The organism is Candidatus Omnitrophota bacterium, from assembly GCA_028717245.1.
Lineage (GTDB): Bacteria > Omnitrophota > Gorgyraeia > Gygaellales > Profunditerraquicolaceae > JAGUYA01.
Map to the genome: position 1 here is coordinate 1 of JAQUOD010000014.1, position 21316 is coordinate 21316.

17 protein-coding genes and 1 rRNA gene are annotated in these 21316 nt (G+C 44.8%); all 18 read right to left on the reverse strand.

Annotated elements, in window-relative coordinates:
- Positions 1-1469: ribosomal RNA gene (locus tag PHV44_07125) — 16S ribosomal RNA — on the reverse strand; the annotation flags it as partial.
- Positions 1470-1891: 422 nt separating this feature from the next.
- Positions 1892-2965, reverse strand: coding sequence for an HD domain-containing protein (locus PHV44_07130; GenBank protein MDD5593034.1), 1074 nt, complete (start codon positions 2963-2965; stop codon positions 1892-1894).
- Positions 2966-3005: 40 nt separating this feature from the next.
- Positions 3006-4787 carry a TIGR03960 family B12-binding radical SAM protein gene (locus PHV44_07135; GenBank protein MDD5593035.1) on the reverse strand — a complete coding sequence of 594 codons (1782 nt, stop codon included), beginning with the start codon at positions 4785-4787 and terminating at the stop codon, positions 3006-3008.
- A 73-nt stretch (positions 4788-4860) separates the two neighbouring features.
- A complete protein-coding gene (rodA, locus tag PHV44_07140) occupies positions 4861-5964 on the reverse strand; it encodes a rod shape-determining protein RodA (GenBank protein MDD5593036.1) in 1104 nt (367 codons plus the stop codon).
- 17 nt (positions 5965-5981) lie between these two features.
- The gene (gene mrdA / locus PHV44_07145) at positions 5982-7706 is read right to left on the reverse strand and encodes a penicillin-binding protein 2 (GenBank protein ID MDD5593037.1); all 1725 of its coding nucleotides are present in this window, start codon (positions 7704-7706) and stop codon (positions 5982-5984) included.
- A 23-nt stretch (positions 7707-7729) separates the two neighbouring features.
- Positions 7730-8197: a rod shape-determining protein MreD gene (mreD, locus tag PHV44_07150; protein ID MDD5593038.1), complete on the reverse strand. Its 468-nt coding sequence runs from the start codon at positions 8195-8197 to the stop codon at positions 7730-7732.
- Positions 8198-8249: 52 nt separating this feature from the next.
- Positions 8250-8888, reverse strand: a complete 639-nt coding sequence (gene mreC, locus PHV44_07155; protein ID MDD5593039.1) for a rod shape-determining protein MreC — start codon at positions 8886-8888, stop codon at positions 8250-8252.
- A gap of 151 nt (positions 8889-9039) precedes the next feature.
- The gene (locus PHV44_07160) at positions 9040-10113 is read right to left on the reverse strand and encodes a rod shape-determining protein (GenBank protein MDD5593040.1); all 1074 of its coding nucleotides are present in this window, start codon (positions 10111-10113) and stop codon (positions 9040-9042) included.
- A gap of 508 nt (positions 10114-10621) precedes the next feature.
- A complete protein-coding gene (aroA, locus tag PHV44_07165; GenBank protein ID MDD5593041.1) occupies positions 10622-11980 on the reverse strand; it encodes a 3-phosphoshikimate 1-carboxyvinyltransferase in 1359 nt (452 codons plus the stop codon).
- Positions 11977-12783 carry a hypothetical protein gene (locus PHV44_07170; GenBank protein MDD5593042.1) on the reverse strand — a complete coding sequence of 269 codons (807 nt, stop codon included), beginning with the start codon at positions 12781-12783 and terminating at the stop codon, positions 11977-11979. The genes aroA and PHV44_07170 overlap by 4 nt, the downstream gene beginning before the upstream one ends.
- 143 nt (positions 12784-12926) lie before the next feature.
- Positions 12927-13835, reverse strand: coding sequence for an RluA family pseudouridine synthase (locus tag PHV44_07175; GenBank protein ID MDD5593043.1), 909 nt, complete (start codon positions 13833-13835; stop codon positions 12927-12929).
- A 93-nt stretch (positions 13836-13928) separates the two neighbouring features.
- Entirely contained in the window at positions 13929-14660 is a 732-nt protein-coding gene (gene lgt / locus PHV44_07180) for a prolipoprotein diacylglyceryl transferase (GenBank protein MDD5593044.1), read from the reverse strand.
- Positions 14661-14735: 75 nt separating this feature from the next.
- Complete coding sequence (lspA, locus tag PHV44_07185; protein MDD5593045.1) at positions 14736-15170, reverse strand: signal peptidase II; 435 nt, start codon at positions 15168-15170, stop codon at positions 14736-14738.
- A gap of 16 nt (positions 15171-15186) precedes the next feature.
- On the reverse strand, positions 15187-15570 hold the full coding sequence (locus tag PHV44_07190; GenBank protein MDD5593046.1) for a TraR/DksA family transcriptional regulator: 384 nt from the start codon (positions 15568-15570) through the stop codon (positions 15187-15189).
- Position 15571: 1 nt separating this feature from the next.
- A complete protein-coding gene (gene ileS, locus PHV44_07195) occupies positions 15572-18415 on the reverse strand; it encodes an isoleucine--tRNA ligase (protein MDD5593047.1) in 2844 nt (947 codons plus the stop codon).
- Between the two features lie 52 nt (positions 18416-18467).
- Positions 18468-19325, reverse strand: a complete 858-nt coding sequence (gene mtnP, locus PHV44_07200) for an S-methyl-5'-thioadenosine phosphorylase (GenBank protein MDD5593048.1) — start codon at positions 19323-19325, stop codon at positions 18468-18470.
- 1 nt (position 19326) lies between these two features.
- On the reverse strand, positions 19327-20154 hold the full coding sequence (locus PHV44_07205) for a pyrroline-5-carboxylate reductase (protein MDD5593049.1): 828 nt from the start codon (positions 20152-20154) through the stop codon (positions 19327-19329).
- Positions 20155-20850: a YggS family pyridoxal phosphate-dependent enzyme gene (locus PHV44_07210; protein MDD5593050.1), complete on the reverse strand. Its 696-nt coding sequence runs from the start codon at positions 20848-20850 to the stop codon at positions 20155-20157.
- Between the last annotated feature and the right edge of the window lie 466 nt (positions 20851-21316).

Sequence of the window (21316 nt, forward strand, 5' to 3'; positions counted from 1 at the left end):
CTCCCATCGCTTGACGGGCGGTGTGTACAAGGCCCGGGAACGTATTCACGGCGGCGTAGCTGATCCGCCATTACTAGCGATTCCGACTTCATGGAGTCGAGTTGCAGACTCCAATCTGAACTGAGCCCACTTTTTTGCGATTAGCTCCACCTCGCGGTTTGGCAACGCTTTGGAGTGGGCATTGTAACACGTGTGTAGCCCAGGGCATAAAGGCCGTACTGACTTGACGTCATCACCACCTTCCTCTCGGTTATCCCGAGCAGTCTCCCTAGAGTGCTTCTCTAGACCTTGCGGTTTCGAAAGTCGCAACTAAGGATAATGGTTGCGCTCGTTGCGGGACTTAACCCAACATCTCACGACACGAGCTGACGACAGCCATGCAACACCTGTGCAGGCTCCTGACTTGACAGGTTGTCTGCGTTTCCGCTTCCTACTTCCTGCATGTCAAGCCCTGGTGAGGTTCTTCGCGTAGCGTCGAATTGAACCACATGTTCCACCGCTTGTGCGGGCCCCCGTCAATTCCTTTGAGTTTTAACCTTGCGGTCGTAGTCCCCAGGTGGAGCACTTAACGAGTTATCTTACGGCGCTGAAGGGTTACCCCCAACACCTAGTGCTCATCGTTTACGGCTAGGACTACCAGGGTATCTAATCCTGTTTGCTCCCCTAGCTTTCGCAGATCAGCGTCAGAGCTAGACCAGAGAGCCGCTTTCGCCACTGGTGTTCCTCCCGATATCTACAGATTTCACCCTTACACCGGGAATTCCGCTCTCCTCTTCTAGTCTCAAGCTATGCAGTCCTGAAGGCAGTTCTGCGGTTGAGCCGCAGGATTTCACCCCCAACTTACATAGCCGCCTACCTGCCCTTTACACCCAATGAATCCGAGTAACGCTCGCCACCCCCGTATTACCGCGGCTGCTGGCACGGAGTTGGCCGTGGCTTCTTCTCTGGGTACCGTCAATCCTCTACCATATTCTGATAAAAGACATTCTTTCCCATCGAAAGAGGTTTACGATCCGAAAACCTTCATCCCTCACGCGGCGTCGCATAGTCAGGCTTGCGCCCATTGCTAAAGATCCTCGACTGCAGCCTCCCGTAGGAGTCGGGGCAGTGTCTCAGTCCCCGTGTGGCTGACCACCCTCTCAGGCCAGCTACCCGTCAAAAGCCTTGGTAGGCCATTACCCTACCAACTAGCTGATAGGACGCGAGTTCATCTCCAAGCAACAGCCCTTGCGGGCCACTTTTACTTATAACAGCTTATGCCATCATAAACACATCGGGTCTTACCCTCGCTTTCGCAAGGCTATCCCCGACTTGGAGGTAGATTACTCACGCGTTCCTCACCAGTCTGCCGCTATCCCGCCCTTCATCCAAACGGTATTCTGCTTGAATGAAAGGCGGGATCGCTCGACTTGCATGCCTAATCCACGCCGCCAGCGTTCACTCTGAGCCAGGATCAAACTCTCCGAAAAATCTAGAAAAGTTTGTATAAAGGCTCTTATTCTTTTTTTTCTTACTCACGCTTGGCTATCCTAATTTAGAAAGAGCGATATAATTACCCGCCACAAAGATTTGCGCCATAAATATTGGCGCATCCGCCAAGTCTTGTGGCGGAGGCGGGTTGTTTTCCGACTTACAAGAGCCGGAAAACAAAAAAAGCGTCCCGATACATACCGGGACGCTTTAAAATCTAAACTTCTTTTTAGCGCCTTATGTTCGGTTAAAAACAACTATCCAAATTTGTCAACGCTGCTTTTGATTTTCATCAGAGCGTTACAAATATAACAAACAATATCCTTCTTGTCAAGTATTTTTTTTATTTTTAATAAGAGCGAAAGTATATATATTTAAAGCAATTATCGGCCCTTTATTAATTACGCCCCCGCTAAAAGCCCTATAATTTATCTACTATCTTTAAAAAGGCATCTACTACCTTTGGGTCAAACTGCGTGCCGTTGTGCTTTTTTATTTCAGCGACGGCTTCTTCTTTGGTCAACGGGACTTTCCTGTAAGAACGGGCTGAACGCATGGCCTCATAGGCATCCGCCACGTGGATTATGCGCGCGCCCAATAGGATATCATCGCCCATACGGCCCTCAGGATAACCCTTGCCGTCATAGTGCTCGTGATGCTGCTTAACTAAATCTATCACCCCATCCAGGAAAGTCAGCGGCTCTAAAATCTGCGCACCCATCTGAGGATGGCGCTTTATCTGCTCCCATTCCTGGGGGGTAAGGGCAGAGGGTTTACTTAAGATATTATCCTCAACCCCGATTTTACCCAAATCGTGCAGTTCACAGGCATCCCTGATTAAAGCGACCTCATTGGCGGAAAGGCGCATCTCTTCTGCTATGGCCACGGCATATTTAGCCACATTCTCGGAATGGCTATGGGTATAATGGTCCCGGGCGTCGATAGCCTGGGCTAATACTTTAATGGTACGCATATAGGTCTGACGCAGGTCTTCGTAAAGCCGGGTCAAGTTTTTTGTGGACTCCTCGATCCTTCTAGCTAAGAGCGTATTCTGTTTCTGTAAAGATTTATTATGCTCCTGCAGGCCGTCGGATAACCTGTGCTGCGCCAGCACCAATGACCTTAAATCCATGCCTTTTTTAATCAGGAAGAATAATTTTTCTAAATTTATAGGCTGGCTGATAAAATCATAACCCCCTAAATCATATATATCTTTTATCAAGTGGGGGTTGGCTTCTTCGACTAATGCGATAATAATGGCATTGGGGTCTATTTTCTTCAGCTCTTTAATCAGGCTGAAACCATCCATATCATCAGCCATGCCGAATTTGATTATGGCCACGTCATAGCCATTACGCTTAAAGGCATCTATGCCGGCCTGGCTATTGTTGGTAATAGAAACCAAATGCCCGGCGTTAATGGTGAGCTCTTCCCTTAAATATCTGGAGATAGCATCGTCATTATTAATCAATAAAATGCGGCAGCTGTGCATCATATTAGGTAGTCCCTCCGTTTATTTCATTATACAGCCTGTCTTATTTTATGGCAATAACTTTATCTGCTTCCTTAATCAGGTCCTCCTTATTTACGCCGATATCCAGAAAATCCCAGGGCAGGGATTCCTCCTTCGATTTCTCCTGTAAATAAAAATCCGGGTCTATCCGATTCTCCCGGAATGCCTCCTGCCATTTCTCAAAAGAAAAATGGTCATCCCAGGCGTCGAATCTGGCGCCTTTGGCAAAGGCTGTCAGGATAACCTCGCTCAATCTCCTGTCACCCCGGGAGAGTACGCCTTCCAAAAAAGTCATATCAGGGTTACGTAAACTCAGTTTTATCCTTTTCTGCCTGCCTGAGCAGGTGAGGTATTTTTTAATTTTCTTTTTCAGGTAATCCTGTTTATATTTCATCCCCTCTAAGGATTCCATCGCGAACCACTGAAAGGGCGTATGCGGCTTAGGGATCAGGGTATTGATACTAACGTTGACCTGCGCCGGGCCTCTTTTAGTGACTTGCCTGCGCAGTTGTGAGACGCGTATTGCGAAATCGACAATACCGTCTAAGTCTTCCTCTCTTTCAAAGGGCAGGCCAATCATAAAGTAGAGTTTTATATTTTGATAACCGCAAAGATACGCCTGCTCGATGGCCCTGAAGAAATCAGAGGTATCAAAACTTTTATTCAGCACACCCCGCATCCTCTCCGTAGCTGCCTCCGGGGCAAAGGTAAGGCCTGTCTTTTTAATGGTAGCTATCAGGGAAAGCATATCGCCAAACATACTCTTTGGTTTTATCGAAGGCAAAGAGATGCTTACCGCCCTCTCTTTGAATAAACCGATTAAGCGCTTTAAGAGTTCTTCTACGCCTGTAAAGTCGCTGATTGAGAGGCCGCAGAGAGATATCTCCTCGTAACCACTGCGCTTATACGTGCCTGAAGCCAGCTCTAAGATATTCTCTATACTTCTTTGCCTGAAAGGAAAATACTGGTACCTCGCCTGGCAGAAACGGCAGGTATTAGGACAGCCGCGCATTATTTCCAAGGTAATGCGGTCATGGATTATCTGGATATAAGGCACTAACCAGCTTTCAGGGAAATAAGCGCTATCCAGATTTTTTATAAAGCGTTTTTTGACCTTTGCAGGCACTGCGGAATTCCTAGGCCTGAATTCTTCTATTTGCCCTTCTGGGGCATATGTTACTTCGTATAAAGACGGCGCATAGACCCCTTCAATCTGCGCAAACTCAATCAACAAGTCCTCTTTACTTATCTCGGCTCTTCTAAACCGGCCTTTAAGCCTGCGGTATAAATCTACTATCTCCACGATAGCCTCTTCCGCTTCTCCGAAAACAAATAAATCAAAAAACGCATGCAGCGGTTCCGGGTTTAACGCGCAGGGCCCTCCTGCAATAACCAAAGGATAGGTATGGTCGCGTAAGGATGCCTTTAAGGGGATTACGCCCATATCCAAAATATCCAGGGCATTGGTATAGCCCAATTCATGCCCCAATGAGAAACCAATAAGATCAAATTCTTTAAGCCCTTTTTCAGACTCTAGAGAGCATATCCCCATATTCTTATCGCGTAAATTATTTTTTATATCCGGGCCGCAGGAAAAAAATCTTTCGCATGCCACATCAGGGATATTATTCAATATCCCGTAGATAATCCTGATGCCCAAGTTACTCATCCCTACCTCATATAAGTCCGGAAAGCAGAGGGCAAATTTGATATTGCTCTTATCAAAATCTTTCTCGGGGAGGTTCCATTCGTGCCCGATGTAACGGCCGGGCTTGTGTACGTTTAAAAGGATATCGTCTCTCATTCTTATTCAGCTCTAAGCTGTAAGCTGTAAGCCTTAAGCTTAAAGCTTAAAGCTTAAAGCTTAAAACTTATAGCTAAAATACCGCCCTAGTTTTATTAATATTCACCAGTATCCCCAAAGATAAAAAGGTCACTAGTATCGATGAACCGCCATAACTCATTAAAGGCAGCGGTATCCCTACTACCGGCGCCAGGCCCAGATTCATGGCACAATTGATGAAAACCTGGATGGCCAGCATGAAAGAAATCCCTGAAGCTAATAGCCTGCCGAAATTATCGCCTGTCTTATGGGCGATAATAATACCCTGCTTAATCAAAAGATAATATAAAAATAACAATATGCTGCACCCTAAGAACCCCCACTCTTCGGCAAAGGTAGCGAAAATAAAATCCGTATGCGACTCCGGGAGAAAATGCAGCTGGCTCTGCGTCCCCGAAAGCCAGCCCCTACCGAAGAATCCCCCTGAGCCGATGGCGATTTTAGACTGGATAACGGTGTAGCCTGCGCCTAAAGGGTCTATATTGGGATTTAAGAATACGAGCAGCCTGTCTTTCTGATAATCCCTTAAAAAATGCCAGAGTATCGGCAGGCACAATATAATCAGCAGTAAAAATATGAGGATATATCTCAATCTGACCCCCGCCAGATAAAGCATGGTGATAAAGATAATAAATATCATTGCCGCGCTGCCTAAATCCGGTTGTTCGATAATCATGCCTATGGGAATGACGACAAATAAAAAAGGTAAAATAAAGGCGCGCCATATCCTAAGCCTGTTTACCCCTAAAGAGATATCGTCCACGGATTTGGTGCTAAAGTATTTAGCCAAGAGTATCACAATCACCAGCTTGGTTATCTCTGAAGGCTGGATACTGAACCAGATTAACTTTAACCACCTCTGCGCGCCTAAACGCACAATCCCCAGAATAAATACCAGGAGCAATAAAAAAAGCGCCGCCGCATACAGAAAATGGGTCATATCCCAAAGGCGGCGATAATTAAAATTAGAGGCGAGTGAAAAAATAACCAGGCCTAGAATAACCCAAAAAATCTGGCGTTTATACAGGAATTGCCAGAAATCCCCTTCTTTCTGATAGGTGCTGCTGTAGATAGAGAAAACCCCAATACAAGCAATTAAAAGAGCGATTATTAATATAAAGAGACTGATGTTACGCAAAATGCTGCCCCCTATTTTTATCCGGAAGAATCAATTAGCCCTTCGGTAGCCATATTCTCTATTATCTGCTTTGTCACCACCACTGCAGCGTGGCCTGACCCACCGTGCTCTAAAAATACGCAGATGACGAACCGCGGATTTTTAAAAGGGAAGAAACCGGCAAACCAACCGTGCGCCTGGCCGCGGGAGACCTGGGCGGTACCGGTCTTACCGGCAACAGAAACAGGTAAACTTGATAATATATTGGCTGTGCCGCTTGAGTCAACAACAACGCTCCTTAAACCTTGCCTGATATAACTTATGGTGCCCTCCTTAATATCTACCTTTATAGTCTTCTTCCTGGAGCCCGAGATATCTTTACCATCAACACTTCTGGCTATATAAGGGGTCACCAGAGCACCCTTATTGGCCAATACTGCCATCATCCGTGCTACCTGAAGCGGCGTAACTAAAAGCTCGCCCTGTCCGATAGCGAAATTTGCCGTATCGCCTTCAAACCATTTCTTAAACCTCTGGATTTTCCTCAGTAAAGGCGAAGGCACAAAGCCCGATGCTTCATAAGGTAAATCAATGCCTGTAGGATGGGAAAAACCAAATTTTACCGCATAGTCATATATGCCCTGCGCCCCCACAAGCAAGCCTGTCTTATAGAAAAAGACGTTACAGGAATTTGCTATCGCTTCCGTCAGATTCTGCTGATGGTGCGTGCTCCAGCAGGCGAATTCCTGTCCGCCGACGCGCGTGCTCCCCGGGCAATAAAAACTGGTCGCGGAATTAACTTTGCCTGCCTCAAGGGCAGAAGCTGCCACTACTACTTTAAATACCGAACCCGCAGGATAGACCCCGCTGATAGCGCGGTTTATCAGGGGAGCATCAGGATTATTCAGAAAATTACGGAAGGACGCGTCTGTCTTATTAATAAACGCCGCAGGGCTGAAATTTGGATTACTGGCCATAGCCAGGATTTCGCCGCTGTCAGGATCCATAAGAATAACGCTGCCGTTTCTCCCCCTTAATGCCTCTTCGGTTATCTTCTGTATCTTTAAATCTATGGTCAACTGTATATCTTTTCCGTTAGCAGGCGGCCGAAAACCTAATACGCTCACTAATCTGCCGCGATGGTCTACTTCCACCGATAGCCCGCCTTCTTCCTGGCGCAGGTAATAATCATATTTTTCTTCTACGCCTCCGAAACCGACAATATCCTTGGTCTTATACCCGTAATCCACCAGCCTCGTCAGGCGCCAGCGGTCAATTTCATTCAGATAACCTATAACATGACAGGCAAGCCTGGCGTAAGGATAATGCCTCAAAGGATAGGGCCGGATAATGATATTATCCAGGTCCTGATTTAACTCTTCAAGGGCAATCGCCTTCTTGGCCTCTATATTTTTAGCGATAGTAGTCGGCATAAATGGAGCAGCGTATTGCCTGCGGAAGGCGTCTTTTAAATCTTTAAAATTCGTATCCAGGATGCCGGCGGCGCTGGATAATGTCTTATCAACCGAACCATTTGCATAGGAAGAAACCATAGCGTCGTAAGAAAGACGGTTATCTACAATAACTTCGCCGTGGCGGTCGAGGATCCTGCCGCGGCTGCCCTGCTGAGGTATGAGCCTGATGCAATTTTTATTGCTCAACCGCCTGTATCTTGCCCCTTGTATAATTTCAAGATTAAAAATACCCAGCACCAGGAATAAAAAAATAATTATGACGAACGGCTTGATAAGATTGATCCTCATAATAAACCTGTATACCTTACGAACTATAGAGCGCGCCTGATGGCCTTAAATACCAAGGGTAAAACAACTGCGGTATATAATGCTTCGAGGAATGTAGTCCGTAGAAAAATACCCCAAGAGATGAAATTTCCCCAGAAGAGAAAGATTACCCTGGCGATTATATCGTTGATAAGAACGAGGATGAATAAAGACAGCATACGGATAAAGTTATTATCCAGGGATATTTCTCTGGATAACTTAATCAGGATAAGGCAGAATAAGGGAAACAAAAGCGTATTGACGCCGAAGGTATTCACGCAAAGCATATCTTTTAGAAAACCGGCGAAGATACTTAAGGATACGGCCCAGGCAACGCCAAAAAAAATACTGGCGTAGAAAACACCGATAAATAAAAGGTCCGGCTTTACGCCGAATATACTGACGGAATTCAGGGCCGTAGCCTGTAACAGGGCGCAAATAATAATAATGCCCAAAAAGATCCAATTTTTCACCCCGCCCTTCCCTTCTAATTTTATGCCCCAACCCTCTTAAGAAAGGCGGGGTTCATTGTATGATGATCAACAATTCTTCTATGTCAGAGAGGCCGACTGCCGGTTTGATCATGGCGTAACGGCTTAAACCGGAAAATTCCTCGCCTATATTCACTACGCTACCGATAAGTAAGCCCTTGGGATAAGCCTCGGTCAGGCCGGAAGTTACGACCACATCGCCGGCTCTGATATCGCAATCCTTCGGCAGGTATTTCATAATCAGAGAGCGCCCCAGAGTACCGCAAACCAGGCCCTCCTGGCGGCTGCGTTGCACGATAGCCGAAACTGCGAAATTAGGGTCATTAATCAGGCGCACCCTGCTTGTATAATCCGCAGCCTCAATGACCCGGCCGGATAAACCCGAAGGGGTAATTGCCACAAACCCGCGTTTTATTCCGTTAAAGCCGCCCTTATCAATCACTACAACCGACGACCAGTTATCCGCCGAACGGCCGATAACCCTGACAGCAGTCATTTTATATGCTGACTTTTGTTTAAAATAAAGCAGGCCCTTAAGCCTCTTATTTTCTAGATAAATTTCTTTCGCCGTATTGAGCCTTTGCCTCAAAAAGCCCGCTTCTTTTTCCAACCTTTCGTTTTGGATAAGGTTACGGTGGTAAAAGATAATCCCGCCGATTTCGCGTTTAATCAAAGTTAACAGCCCTAAAGGAAATTTTAAAACGGCGGATACAGGATTTCTTACTGCGGGACTTAAGCTGGAGAGTAATATCAGGAGGAAAATACCAACTGCGAAATAGATTAGGCTCTTCTTTTTAAATTTCAACACATCTTACTTTAAGGGCTTAAGAATGCATTTCGGACTTGATGGGCACAGTTACTTTTTTCAGATAACGTATCTCATCTAAAACCTTGCCCGTACCCACGGCCACGGCAGTTAAGGGGTCATCGGCGATATGCACGGGCAGGCCGGTTTCTTCGGAAATGATTTTATCCATACCCCTTAAGAGGGATCCGCCGCCTGCCATGACAATACCATGCTCAATTAAATCTGCAGCCAGTTCCGGAGGCGTCCTCTCTAAGGATATCTTAGCTACTTCTACTATGGCGCGCAAAGGCTCTTGTAACGCTTCTCTTATCTCTTCGGAAGTTACGGTTACTGCCTTAGGCAGTCCGGTAATCAGGTCACGGCCTTTTACTTCCTGGCTCAACTCCTGCTCGAGGGGATAAGCAGAGCCGATTTTTATTTTTATATCTTCGGCCGTACGTTCGCCGACCATGAGATTATAAGTCTTTTTTAAATATTCGATGACCGCCTCATCCATTTCATCCCCGCCTATAGGCAGGGATTTGGAAAAGACAACGCCTGCCAAAGAAATTACCGCAATCTCGGTGGTGCCGCCGCCGATGTCTATAATCATATTGCCTACGGGTTCCTGGATGGGCAGGCCTACGCCTATTGCCGCGGCAATAGGCTCTTCAATTAAGAAAACTTCTCTTGCGCCGGCGCGCTCTGCGGAATCCTTAACCGCGCGCCTCTCTACTTCCGTAATCCCGGAAGGAATAGCAATAACAATCCTGGGCCTGACCAAAACGCGGCGGTGGTGCACTTTCTTTATGAAATACCTCAACATCGCTTCGGTTATTTCAAAATCAATAATCGCCCCGTCTTTCATGGGCCTGATGGCTACGATATTACCGGGCGTGCGGCCAAGCATACGCTTGGCTTCTTCGCCTACTGCCAGGACATGGGAAGTGCCCTTTTCGATAGCTACTACCGAAGGCTCACAAAGCACAACTCCCTCGCCTTTGACATAAACCAGGGTCGTAGCTGTCCCCAAATCAATACCCATATCATTAGAAAATAAGCCTAGTATAAAATTGAACAATTTTGACGCTCTTTCCTTCAGTTTTCCCATATTCATTCTCCCTGCCTGCCGGTAAAGCAGGCTTATATCTTTAGTAGAAGGGATTTTAACAGAGATTAAACCCTATGTCAAATAAAAATTTACTTATTTATTTACCGGCTGCCTTGTCTTGCTTCCCGCAGCACCGCTCGAAATTCCCCACCGAGGAATTTCTCGCTTGGAGTTTGTGCTCGCTCTCACCGATTTCTCTTGCTAGCGGGTGAACCTGGCCACTCACACAAACTACATGCTGCGTGAATCAAGCCAAGTCATCCGTTATAAATGCATCTGGGGATCTAACGAAGGTTAGGGTTTAGCGGGTGACGAGGCATGTTTTGAGCAGCATCTTGAAAATTCGAGCGGGCAAGGTTTGCCTCGTTATAGGTACATTCCAAGAGCGAGAATTTTCACCGAAGTGCAGCGAGCCACGCTGGGGCGAGCAAACGGTGCAGCGAAAAATATGCCTCGGCAGGACCCGCTACCTCGCAAGCGAGAAAAGCAACAGATTCAAATAATAATTTTAGTGCAGGAGGGCCTTTAGGAGAGTCAAGAAATTAGGGAAAGACTTATTTATGCAGGCTACATCATCTATTCTGGTTACGCCCCGTGCCCTCAAGGCGGCGACAACCATACTCATGGCAGTGCGGTGGTCGGCGTAGCTCTTTACAGAAGCCCCTTTGAGCTCTCTAACCCCGTAGACGATGAGATCCTCAGACTTGTCTTTTTTTATAACCCTTATCCGCGCCCCCATCTTTATTAAATTAGCGGACATGGATCTTATACGGTCTGTCTCTTTCACGCGTAGTTCGCCGACTCCCTCAAATACCGTCTTGCCCCGTGCATAACAGGCAGCGACCATGAGAATAGGCAACTCATCTATCAAGGAAGGTATCTCTTTTTCTTTTACAATTGTACCTTTTAATTGGCTGCTTTTAACTATCAGATTACCCATTGGTTCAAATCCTGGCACCTGGCACCTGGCACCTGGCACCTGAATCTTCGCGCCCATTCTTTTTAAAACCTTAATTACACCCGTACGCGTAGGATTGAGGCCGACGTTCTTAATTAAAACTTCAGAGCCCGGCACTAGCGCGGCTGAAACTATAAAAAAACTTGCCGAAGAAATATCCCCCGGAATAAAGATCTCAGCCGGAGAAACTAACTCTCTCCTCTCTTTTATAACTATAGTATTCTGTTTGACTTTTATTCCGGCTCTAAATAAACGAAGCATACGTTCTGTATGATCGCGCGTCTTTACGTTTTCAATAACCCTGGTTACGCCTTTAGCATAAAGTCCGGCAAGTAATATTGCTGACTTAACCTGCGCAGAAGCCAGCGGCATCTTATAGGTAATGGGTTGAATATCGCCTCCCTTGATTCTTATGGGTGGATATTCTTCAAATTTGGTGTTGGGTGTTGGGTGTTGGGTGTTGGGTATACGGCGAGCGGAGATCTCTGCGCCCATCATCCTTAACGGCGCGCTAACGCGCAGCATCGGCCTTTGCGAAAGCCCTCTGCCGGCAGTAAGGGTAACGCTGAAGTTCTGCCCGGCCAGAATACCTAAAGTAAGCCGTAAGGTAGTGCCGGAATCGCCTATAAAAATAGGCCCCTTGGGTTTTTTTAAACCCTCAAGCCCTTTGCCGAATACGGTAACTCTCCCGGCGTTTTTATCTTTTGCGTCTTCTTTAATCCTTACGCCTAATTTCCGCAAGGCCCTCAAGGCATAAAGGCAATCTTTATTGGCAGGAAAATTCTTAATAACGGTTTTGCCATTACTTATCGCGCTGATGATTATAGAACGGCAGGCTATGGATTTATCGCCTAAGAGAACGATTTTACCTCTAAGACGCAAGGCCGGCTTGACTAAAAAAAATTTCATTTAGTCTTTTGCACCACCCTGTCCCCTTCGCTGACCTGGTCTTTGGTAGCGCTGGAGAGGAAATCTGCTGCGGACATGGCATCGTGGGTCTTGCCCACTTTAACATCGCCTATGTAGTTATTGTCATGATAAATAGAAAATACATCTTCAACGTTAACGCCGTCTTTACTACCTAAATTTATCACCACAAAATTATATTCTTTATTTACTACCAATACCTTACCTTCTAGTTTTGGTTTCTGCGCTACGGCGGATGCTTCGGCGGGGCTGCCCTCAGGGCCAACGACAATCGTCCCTAACTCTACGCCCTGCTGTTGCTGGGCTTTTGTTTTCTGGGTCTGCGTTTCCAAATCTTTTATCTTCGTCTCTAGCTGCGCCTTTCTATCCTCCAAATCCTTTAATTGTGTTTTAGTTTTTTCTACATCCTTTTGTGTTTGAGTGAGTTTCGTCTCTAAATCTGAACGCAATCCCTGCTGTTTCTCTAAGTCAGCTTTTAACTTATCTACTTCACTTAATGCCTTTTGTTTTTCAGCTGTTTCTTTATCCAAATCCACAGTCAAAGTATCAATTTTGGCCTGGGATGTTTTCAGTTTGACTTCCAATTGAGAAATTGCCTTCTTATGCTCCTCCAGTTTTGTCTCCGTAATACGCTGCTTCATAGTCAGCTCATCCAATTGCTGCTGGAGGCTGGTAGTCTTTGCCTTTTCCTTCTGGAGAAGATAAAAACCTGTCCCTGCCAAAGAAAGAGAAACCATTATTAAGACAATAAATATTACTATGGGTGATTTAATTTTCTCTGCCATCCGCCCTCCTCCTAATAATATTTCTCAGAATACTTTTTTTGAGGCAATTTAATCGCCTTTTCTATGGTTTGATTATATCATCCTACGCATAAAAATCAAGTTTTATTTTAAATAAGTATATATGCCGCAAACCTTTGGCGAATTCACTTGTTTATGAATCTGGTGAATTCCGGGGGTACGTCGCAGGAGAATTCCATAAACTTACCCATACGCGGATGCATGAAACCGATATAGCGGGCATGCAATGCTAAGCGGCTGAATTCGTTATCGTTACCATATTTGGCATCGCCCAAAACAGGATGGCCCAGGAAAGCCAGGTGCACCCTTAACTGATGGGTCCTGCCCGTAAAAGGCTCTAATTCCAGAAGGCTAAAATCCTGTTTACGTTTTAAGGTCCGGTAATATGTCTTGGCGTATTTGGTATTTTTACCGAAACCAACCGACATATTTTTTCTTTTATGCGGGTGCCTGCCGATAGGTAATTCAATGACGTTCTCGTCGAATTCCATTCTACCCCTGACTAGGGCGATATATTTACGTTTAATACTATGCTTGGCAAACTGACGGGCGAGGTCAAGATGGGAGGTATTATTTTTAGCGATGACCAAAAGACCCGATGTATCCTTATCCAGCCTGTGTACTATACCAGGCCTCTCTGGATTAATATCTGATAATTTTTTAAAACGGTGCAGCAGCGCGTTAACCAGCGTATGTTCATAATTTCCCGGCGCAGGATGCACTACCAGGCCGGGCAATTTATTTATCACTGCCAGGTCATCGTCTTCATAGACAACATCCAAAGGTATTTCTTCTGCCTTTAAATCGGCATGCTGCCTGTTTTCAACAACAATTCTTATTTCATCGCCGCTTTTGACTTTAAGATGCGGCTTTACTAAAGGCGCACCCTTTATGGCGACCCCTCCTTCTGCAATCGCTTTTTGTATAAAGGTACGGGAAACGCCTAGATTTTCCTTTTTGAAAAAATCTGCCAGGAATAAATCCAAGCGCTTACCCGCATCCATGTCTGATACGCTTAAGGTATATTCCTGCATATTAGTTGCAGTGTCAAAGTATCATAGTATCAAAGTGTCAAGGTTCTTTCGTTGATACTTTGATACATTGACACCTTGATACTTCCTTTATAGTTATTTTTTGACTCTCTTAATTAAAAGAAGTTTCCAAACGGCTAGGCAAAACACCCCAATACTTATAAGTTGGAATAAGGTCAAGCCTAAAAAAATGATTTCATTGTCAGCGCGCCAGAATTCTATAAAAAATCTCTTGGTCGAATATAGTAATAGATAACTAAAAAATATCTTGCCTTCTTTATGCGGCTTATCCTGCAGGAACCTTAAGGTAATAAAAATTAAAACCAGGATGAACGCAGAATAAATCTGCGTAGGGATAAGTATTGAATCGTACTCTTTAAAATAGATGCCGAATTTGGATATTTTACCGAAACAACAGCCGTTGAGTAGGCAACCGATCCTGCCTATTGCCTGGCCCAGGGCTACGAAGGGAACAATGCAATCAAGGACCTTATACGCCGCTAATCTTTTCTTTTTTAAATAAAGGGCCGCGCAAAATATACTAAGTATCAATCCGCCGAACCACGATAGGCCTCCTCGCTGCAGCATAATTATTTCCAAAGGATTTTTTAAATAATAGCCGGCATTCTCGATTATATAGAATAGGCGCGCGCCGATAATCCCCCAGATAAAAACAATAAAGGAAAAATTGAAAATTATATCGGGGTCGATACCTTCTTTTTTAGCCCGCAGGCTGGCTAAGGATGAACCCGTAAGAAGAGCCAACACCAGCATCAGGCCGTAGGAATAGATGCTTAAGGGCCCGATTTTACAGATTATAGGGTGCATAGTTTTAGTGTCAAAGTATCATAGTATCAAAGTGTCAGGGTTTCTTCTTTAATACCTTGACACATTGACACCTTCTCAATTTTTTGTTTTTAAAAGGGCCCACCCCAGTAATATCGCCCCGACAGTTATCGCGCTATCGGCTACATTAAATACCGGCCAGATACGAAAATCTAGAAAATCGATAACATATCCCGAAGTTAACCGGTCGATAAAATTACCCAGGGCGCCGCCTAAAATACAGCTTAAAGATATATTATAAATGGGGCGCTTCTTGCCTTTGTTCTTTTTAAGGGTTATCAGGATAAAAATTATAGCTAAAACAGTAGTCAATATAAATAGCTGCGCCTGATTTCTCAACATGCCAAAGGCCGCCCCGCGGTTATGGATAAGCGTAAGGTGGAATACGCCTCTTATCAGGGGCACGGATTGGTTCAATGATAAATTTTTACTGACAATTATTTTGGAGAACTGGTCTAAGAAAAGAATGGAGAGGCTGATGACGAAAATCATCAAGAATGGAAGGTTTTTATTTCTTTTCTCTTTTTTCCTGGCACTTCAGGCAGAGGCGCGCGTAAGGAACGGCTTTTAACCTGATTTTAGTGACAGGAGTTTTGCATTCTTCGCATATGCCGAATCTGCCTTCTTCTATTCTCTTGAGGGCATCGTCTAACTCATACAATGCCTCCCTTTCGTTTGAGGCTAAGCCCAGCGAGAATTCCCTGTCGTATGTATCGGAGGCGACATCAGCCATGTGGTAGGTATAACCGGAGATATCCCCTGCGGCATCCTTTTGGGATTTTTTCAGGGTATCTTCCGAAATGTGTTTTATTTCATCAAGGCTTTTATCTTTTATCTTTAAGATCAGGTCTTTAAAATATTCCAGTTCTTTCTTGGTGAATTTAGTCCTCAATTTAAGTCCCTCCGATCGCCTTAAGACACCTCTGGCATATCAAGTGGTGGCTTTTGTCACTACCCACCGATAAAGAATAATTCCAGCAACGGACACATTTTTCCCCTTCTGCCTTAGCGACTTCTATCCGCGCCCCGGCAGAAGCAGGTAAATTTTTATCCAGGCCAATTTCGACCTGCGAAACCTTAAAAATCTCGCAAAGATCGTCTTTGCAGCTTGCTAAGAATTTATAACGTTCCGGGTCATTTGTCAATAGTTTTATTTGCGCATCAAAGGAACTGCCGATTAAGCCTGCCCCGCGCTTTTCCTCAAGGACCTTCGCTACATCAGGAATCAACGGAAGAATCGTTTTTTCTAAGTTAGTATAATCCATATTATCCGCTGCCGTTGTTGGCCATTCTGCATGCTTAATAACGGACAAATCTAAAAGATGAACACTCAGGACTGAACTGTCTTTTGCTTCTTTAGGCATATGCTGCCAGATTTCCTCTGCAGTAAATACCAGAATCGGCGCCATGGCCCTGACTAATAAATTCAATGCCTCGTATATGGTGGTTTGGGCAGCTCTTCTTTCTTTGGATTTCGCAGCATATGTATAGAGCCTGCCCTTTACCATATCCAGATAATACATGGATAAATCCTCATTGCAAAAATTATAAATTAGTTTATAGGCCTTATGAAATTCAAAGGCATTAAAACTCTCCTTTAACAATGGCAATAACTGGCGCCTCATTTTAATCAATATATATTTGTCTATCCTCTTTAAATCGACCCAATCTACCCTATCTGCGCCGGGATTAAAATCATAGAGATTGCTTAAGATAAACCGGGCAGTATTCCTGATTTTACGATAAGCTTCTGCAAGCCTGATTAGTATCTCTTTAGAAATACGGATATCCTCGTTATAATCGCTAGATGCAACCCATAGCCGCAAAATATCTGCCCCGTAGTCCTTAATGATATCCTGGGGTGAAACAACATTGCCCAGCGACTTGGACATCTTCCTGCCTTCTCCGTCAACCACGAAACCGTGCGTGAGCACGGCCTTAAAAGGGGGCTTGCCTTCCATGCACACCGAAGGTATGAGCGAAGATTGAAACCATCCGCGGTGCTGGTCAGAGCCTTCAAGGTATAAAGCGCAGGGAAATTCCAGATCCTCCCTCTTCTTTAATACTGCCTGGTGGCTGACTCCGGAATCAAACCAAACATCCAGGATATCAGAGCCTTTGGAGAACTTATCGTTTCCGCATTTACATTTAAATCCCGGTACCAGAAAATCCTCCGCGCGCCGGCTAAACCACGCGTCCGAACCTTCGCGGACGATAAATTCCGCGAGCTTCCTGATTACCTGGGGATTAAGAATTTCTTCGTGGCATTCATCGCATATCAATGCCGGGATAGGAACGCCCCAGTATCTCTGGCGCGATAAACACCAATCCGGCCTTGACTCTACCATCGCCGAAATGCGCTCCCTGCCGCTCTCAGGCACCCATTCGATATCTTCTTTTATTGCGGAAAGTAACTTCTCCCTTAAATCCGCATGGTCAATATTTAAAAACCACTGTTTTGTAGCCCGAAAGATTATCGGATTCTTACAGCGCCAGCAGTGCGGATAGGAATGCCGGATTTTATCCGAGTAGAGTAATACCCCCAATTGCCGCAGTTTCTCCATAATGAGCGGATTTGCGTCATAGACATTTATACCGGAAAAATCGGCGGCTGTGGCATCAAACTTCCCCTTAGCATCCACCGGCATAATAATATCTAATTTATATTTTATGCCTGTCAGATAATCGTCGCTGCCGTGGCCGGGCGCAGTATGCACCAGGCCGCTGCCTTCTTCTTTAAAGACATAATCCGCCAACACCACCCTGCCTTTCTTTAAGCCGAATGGACGCGCGTAAATTAACCCTTCTAACTGCCTGCCGCTAACCTCGCGGATTATTTCATATTTTTCTATCCCGGCCTTAGATAAGACATCTTCCAATAAATCTTTTGCGATAATCAGGTTACCTTTTTCGGTTTTAAGATATGCGTAGGTAAAATCCGGATGCACTGCTACCGCCACATTGGCAATCAGGGTCCAGGGTGTGGTCGTCCAGATGACTAAATAGGCATCCGTTTGCCCGTTTGCCCGTTTGCCCGTTTGCCCGTTGGAACTGGCTAACAGACTAACAGGATAACTGGCTAACGAACTGTCTATTTTAAATTTAACATATATCGAAGGAGAAGTATGGTCTTCGTATTCAACCTCTGCCTCGGCAAGCGCTGTCTCGCATTTAAAACACCAGTTTACCGGCTTTAAGCCGCGGTAGATATAACCCTTCTCCAATAATACGGCCAGGGACTTAACTATTGCTTCTTCATAATCAGCAGTTAGTGTCAAATAAGGATTCTCCCATTCGCCGAATACCCCCAAGCGCTTGAATTCTTCCTTTTGTATGGCCACATAACGCAGGGCATAATCATAGGCCTTTTTACGGAATTCCAGCTGCGGGATTTGGGATTTAGAAATCTTTAATTCCTTGAAAAGCTGATGCTCCACAGGCAGGCCATGGCAATCCCATCCCGGCACATATGCAGAGTCAAGCCCCTGCATAGTCTTATATTTTACGATTATATCCTTTAAGGTTTTATTCAAGGCATGGCCGATATGGATATCTCCGTTGGCGTAAGGAGGGCCGTCGTGGAGGATATACTTTTTACTGCCCGCTGATTTCTTACGGATAAGCCGGTAAATATCCTTATCCTGCCATTCTTTTAAAAGAAGCGGTTCTCTTTTAGGCAGGTCTGCCTTCATGGGAAATTTAGTCTGGGGCAGATTTAAGGTATTTTTATAGTCCATTTTTATTCAGCTGTAAGTTTTAAGCTATAAGCTTTAAGCTTAAGGCTTATAGCTACAAATACTTTCCGATTATAATATCCAGGTCCTTTTTTATCTTAACGGGTATAAACTTTTTGTCGGTAAGGATTGCATATTTAAGCGCGTCTTTACAGCGGCATTTCCTCTCTGGCCCTAAAACCTTAATCACCGCTGAAAGTAAACGCTTGGCATTCTCCACGTTCTTGTGTAAATTCTGGATGACCATGTCTATAGTTACGCTTGCATGCTGCGGATGCCAGCAGTCATAATCCGTAACCGAGGCTAAAGTAGTATAACATATCTCTGCCTCCCGGCAGAGTTTGGCCTCGGAAAAATTGGTCATACCGATTACATCCATGCCCCAGCTCCGGTAAAGATTAGACTCTGCTAAGGTAGAAAATGCCGGCCCTTCCATATTTATATAAGTGCCGCCGTTATGTATCCTTAAATTTAAACTTTTACCGGTATTGTATAAAAGGCTGCGTAATTCTTCGCAAACCGGATGCGAAAACTCAATGTGGGCCACTATACCTTTGGTAAAAAAACTCGTATCGCGGGCATAATTGGTCCTGTCCACAAACTGGTCTATCGCTACGAAATCCATGGGCCTTAATTCTTCCTTAAGGCTGCCGCAGGCAGCAACGGAAATAATACGCTCTACTCCCAGTTTCTTCATCCCAAAAATATTCGCCCGGTAATTTATGTGGCTGGGCGGTATACGGTGGCCTACATCATGGCGCGGCACAAACACCACCTCTTTGCCCTCAAGCCTGCCTAAAATAAATTTCCCCGAAGGCTTGCCAAAAGGGGTAGTAACAGAAACCTCTTTCACGTCCTTGATGCCCCCTATCTTATATAATCCGCTTCCGCCGATAATCCCGATTCTGCCCATTTTACCCCCTTGATAATTCTCTTGCCCGTTTCAGTGCTGCTTTGACTGCTTTTATCCATGAACCGCTTTTCCGAAACTCTTTTAATGCCGCCTCGGTAGTTCCTTTCTTGGAAGTAATCTTTTCTCTTAGTTCTCCAGGAGTTATTTTCTTATTTTCAAAGAAAATTTGGCAACTGGGCCCAGTGCCTATGCTCATAGTTCTGGCAACCATATCATTGAAACCTAAACTCTTAGCTGCTTTCTCTAACTCACTCTCAAATATATGTTCTATTTTTTTAGGAATATTGTGAAAATCAATCTTTTTCTTCTCAATTTCTGCACAATAATACGCAAGGCGACTGCCAGAAATAGCAGTAGCAGCGTCAATCTTATCCTCACTTATTACTATTGTTCTGCCCATATAATTGAACAAGCTGCGTACAAAATGAGCGTCTTTCTTCGTAGCAAACTTTCCTTTACATACGAAAACTATGCCCCTGCCTATCATTATTTCTATATTTGGCATTACCCTAACGACCCTAACATCCCCTAATGATTTCTGAATATATGATGTAGTTCTGCCTGCGGCTATAGAAATAACTAGCTTATCTTGAACGTAATCTTTAATTTCACTTAAAATACTATCAAAATCCTGCGGTTTTACAGCTAATATCACAACATCAACTCTAGTCACTAAATCTTTAATATTCTTTGCTAATTTTATGCCCGTAAGATTTCGCGTTTTGTTTTTATCCTTATCGAAAACAGAAACTTTATATCTCTCTTTTAGCCCGCCACCAATAGCAGATCCCATGTTACCAAATCCAATTATACCTATCGCTTTCTTCATCTATCCCTCAAATATCGCCCTGCCTAACCTCACCATATTGGAGCCTTCTTCAATAGCAATTTCAAAATCATCAGTCATGCCCATGGATAAAGTCGTTAGTCGCTTGTCGCTGGTCGTTAGTGCATTGACCTTATCGCGCAATTCTCGTAACATTCGAAAATATGGCCGAGTTTTTTCTGGATTGTCTGCAAGCGGGGCGATGGTCATCAGGCCTTTGATATTTATGTTTTTCATCCTGGCGATATCTTCTATAACTTCAATCGCCTCTTCGGCTTTTAAACCGGTTTTACTCTCTTCGGGAGAAGTCTTTATCTCTAGCAGGATATCCTGAATTTTACCTAATTTAGCTGCTTCTTTATCAATGGCTTGCGCCAGGCGTAAGCTGTCTACGGATTGAATCAGGTCGAAAATTTTTACTGCATCCTTGGCTTTATTCGTCTGCAAGTGGCCCACCATATGCCATTTTGTAGTCGTAAGCTGTAAGTCGTAAGCTGTAAGCTCGTTATATTTAGATAGTGCTTCTTGAACCCTGTTCTCGCCGATATCAGTGACACCTGCCTCAATCGCCTCTTTTATTTGCCCGATAGTCCTGTCTTTACTGACGGCTACTATCGTTATCTTACCGGGGTCCTGCTTAATTTTCGCGCAAGCCAAAGAAATGTGTTCTTTTATTTTTAGGATATTTTCTTTAACCATTTCTTAAAACCAAACCTGCCTCACCCTCTGAATAAAACCATATTATACACCAGAAACTCAAGGGGTCAATTAAAGAATAACCTCTCCCTGTAGAGTTCACAAACATGGTAACGCTATTAGCGGGTCCTGTCTTGGGTATTTTCTCCCAGCACCGCTCGAAATTCCCCACCGAGGAATTTCTCGCTTCGGTGAAGCTGCTCGCTCTCACCGATATCTATGGTAGCGGGTGAACCTGGCCGCTCGCATCTTCAAGATGCTGTTCGAAAACACCCAAGCCACCCGCTAAAGATACCTGTCTATGAACCTATATAAAATTCAGCGGTGAAGTTCGAGAGCGCAATAGATACCCCCGCCTTTACAGGCGGGGTTCTTTTAAAAGCCAAACTTCGTTTGTCCTGCGTCTTCCTTCCCCTGCATTGTCACGTATCTTCGTATTGCTTCCTCACTAATCCCTACGGTTGAAACG

What these genes read in the sequence shown, in the direction of transcription:
- PHV44_07160 (MDD5593040.1), bottom strand. Translation starts at nt 10,113, where the DNA reads ATGGGAAAACTGAAGGAAAGAGCGTCAAAATTGTTCAATTTTATACTA.
- PHV44_07175 (MDD5593043.1), bottom strand. Translation starts at nt 13,835, where the DNA reads ATGCAGGAATATACCTTAAGCGTATCAGACATGGATGCGGGTAAGCGC.
- mrdA (MDD5593037.1), bottom strand. Translation starts at nt 7,706, where the DNA reads ATGAGGATCAATCTTATCAAGCCGTTCGTCATAATTATTTTTTTATTC.
- ileS (MDD5593047.1), bottom strand. Translation starts at nt 18,415, where the DNA reads ATGGACTATAAAAATACCTTAAATCTGCCCCAGACTAAATTTCCCATG.
- PHV44_07210 (MDD5593050.1), bottom strand. Translation starts at nt 20,850, where the DNA reads ATGGTTAAAGAAAATATCCTAAAAATAAAAGAACACATTTCTTTGGCT.
- lgt (MDD5593044.1), bottom strand. Translation starts at nt 14,660, where the DNA reads ATGCACCCTATAATCTGTAAAATCGGGCCCTTAAGCATCTATTCCTAC.
- lspA (MDD5593045.1), bottom strand. Translation starts at nt 15,170, where the DNA reads ATGATTTTCGTCATCAGCCTCTCCATTCTTTTCTTAGACCAGTTCTCC.
- mtnP (MDD5593048.1), bottom strand. Translation starts at nt 19,325, where the DNA reads ATGGGCAGAATCGGGATTATCGGCGGAAGCGGATTATATAAGATAGGG.
- aroA (MDD5593041.1), bottom strand. Translation starts at nt 11,980, where the DNA reads ATGAAATTTTTTTTAGTCAAGCCGGCCTTGCGTCTTAGAGGTAAAATC.
- PHV44_07205 (MDD5593049.1), bottom strand. Translation starts at nt 20,154, where the DNA reads ATGAAGAAAGCGATAGGTATAATTGGATTTGGTAACATGGGATCTGCT.
- PHV44_07130 (MDD5593034.1), bottom strand. Translation starts at nt 2,965, where the DNA reads ATGATGCACAGCTGCCGCATTTTATTGATTAATAATGACGATGCTATC.
- PHV44_07135 (MDD5593035.1), bottom strand. Translation starts at nt 4,787, where the DNA reads ATGAGAGACGATATCCTTTTAAACGTACACAAGCCCGGCCGTTACATC.
- PHV44_07170 (MDD5593042.1), bottom strand. Translation starts at nt 12,783, where the DNA reads ATGGCAGAGAAAATTAAATCACCCATAGTAATATTTATTGTCTTAATA.